Source organism: Novipirellula artificiosorum, assembly GCF_007860135.1.
Classification (GTDB): domain Bacteria; phylum Planctomycetota; class Planctomycetia; order Pirellulales; family Pirellulaceae; genus Novipirellula_A; species Novipirellula_A artificiosorum.
In genome coordinates this window covers 1-2,152 of the sequence record NZ_SJPV01000055.1, presented here as the reverse complement: position 1 = coordinate 2,152, position 2,152 = coordinate 1, and the positions used below count along the sequence as shown (strand labels likewise).

Sequence of the window (2,152 nt, the reverse complement as noted above, 5' to 3'; positions counted from 1 at the left end):
ACAGAAATGCGAAGCTGACCGACGCCGAAAGCTGGCAGCAACTTCAAACAGCGACCAACTGCGGGAGTTCCTCGAACGCTGTAACCGCCGGGGAAGTCCCTACCGCGCGGGGAGGAATCAATTTCCAACTCAGACTCAACTCGCCAAGTATTGCCAGTGCGACGAATCAACCATCTATCGGATCTCAACAGGGGAGCAGATGTCCGTTAGGAACGAGGTGTCCGACATCCTGCTGGCGGTCAGTTGTATCTCCCCCAGACCAGCGTGGGACGACGTGACAGGAGAGCGGCTTCTTCGCCTTGCCGATGCTGACGCTTGCGTTGACAACAGCCCAGCATCACGAAGCGAGGTGCTTGACGCCATCTTGTCTGGCATCGCCCTGCGGCTGGAAACGCAGAGTTTGATGAATTGACTCACACTCGACATCGGCAAGGCGCAGGGATTGAACGGCGAAGGTGTCTGTTCACGCCACGTAATGGCGGACACGGGGATGAAATGAAGCTTCATCGACGACGGTCGCTGTTGTCTGGCTGGGCGGCCACAAGCACTTGCGGCATCGGGGATGCACACGAAGAGGTGCACATATTTGGGCGGCGATAAGTTGCACATGATGATGTGCATATCGTTGGATCAACGAACCACGCACATCTCCATGTGCACCCGCCACCGCATTTCCGAAGCACCACCATCATGACCACGCCAAACACCATAGAGAGCCCAATCAGTGAGCCAATCGACCAACACTATCGATATCTGCATGACGTCGACGCCGCGATCCAGACTCTGGAACAGCTCCAGCAGGCTTATCCGGAGCAGTACGAGTCGTATTGTCGTTGGTACCACGACCGCGAATGTAGCCGCAGGGTGAGAGATGAGCGGCAGCCACTCGAGAACCGTATCGGGGCCTACCTGCAGGTGGTTGCCAGATATGGTCGCGGGTTCATCCCAGGACGTGACTCGACACCCAGCCAGCAATGGTTGAGGGAGTCGCTCGGCATCCATCGAAACACATTGCTGAAGTGGACATCTACGGCGGCAGCGATTGGTTACGCGGACATTCACCTTGTCGCTGCAGGCCAGTTGGCTTTCGCTGCGGCGATATTCCCGGCGGCGACACAGCGAGAAAAGACCATGTCCCATGATGTCCAACGGGAACGACTTGATTTGATTCAAGACTATCGCTTCTTTGGTGGATCCATCATCAAAATGTTGGATCGGTTGATCCCGATAGTACATACCGGCGTTAACGATCTTTTCACGCGGGCCAAACGCTACCCTTATGCGTACAACTTGAATGCTGACGGCACGCCGGTGAGACTTGCCCAAGACCACGTCCCACGTGGCGATGGTGACGATTTTGAAGAGGGCTACGGTCCCGACTGGTTGGCCGGACCCACTGGACAGCCACACTCAGCTGACGCCGTTTAGGCTGCGCACACGGGCAAGTGGTTATTGATGGGCGCCTCTCACAGTGCTGCATCACGACGGGATGGGCTGTTGGCACAAGTTCGCAACAATCACCGACGCCCACCAAAAAAAGGAAATAGGCTGGCCGATGCAGTCATCGAGGTGGCTTATCGGCCTGCGACCCCTAATCGGCGTCATGCTGTGTGGTCGCCAGACAACGATCGCTGCTTCGATTCGATATGCGTGCGATCATCTCTTCCACCACCTGGATCAGTTGACCGCTTAGCTTGAGGGGGAAGTTCTCGGGAGCGAGTAAGGCGGCTGGCCGTTACAGAGAAGTGCCTTGAATCCGATCCGCATGAGCGAGACGCACTGATCGATGGCATCAGATGTGACGTCACGCCAAAGCAATGCCAGTTCACTGCGATCCCTGCCCCTATTGGGACGCTCAATCATCTTCGCAATCACGCCCACACGTCCTGTAGGCCGCTCGACTTGGTCATCCGACGCCTCGTCTAGGGACCGCTGCGGATAACCCAATTCAGCAAAAACAGAGCCAGAGCAGAATGACGAAGGGGGGTGAAATAGCATGAAAGACACACGCCCAGTTTGCCCCGCTGTTGGGTGGCATATTCGCGATGACTGTACAGACGATGCTGGAAATGCCCTATTTCCAGGACCTCTTGCGCTCCGGCATACACGATGAATGTTCCAATATTTTGCAGAGTGAAATCAGGTTACCGAA

2 protein-coding genes are annotated in these 2,152 nt (G+C 56.0%); both read left to right on the top strand.

The features are described from left to right. A partial coding sequence (locus Poly41_RS35365) for a hypothetical protein (RefSeq protein ID WP_231616161.1) occupies nucleotides 1–412 on the top strand: 412 nt, incomplete at its 5' end. Nucleotides 413–690: 278 nt separating this feature from the next. Further along, the gene (locus Poly41_RS33690; RefSeq protein WP_146531766.1) at nucleotides 691–1,428 is read left to right on the top strand and encodes a hypothetical protein; all 738 of its coding nucleotides are present in this window, start codon (nucleotides 691–693) and stop codon (nucleotides 1,426–1,428) included. The last annotated feature ends 724 nt before the right edge of the window (nucleotides 1,429–2,152 follow it).

What these genes read in the sequence shown, in the direction of transcription:
- Poly41_RS33690 (WP_146531766.1), top strand. Translation starts at nt 691, where the DNA reads ATGACCACGCCAAACACCATAGAGAGCCCAATCAGTGAGCCAATCGAC.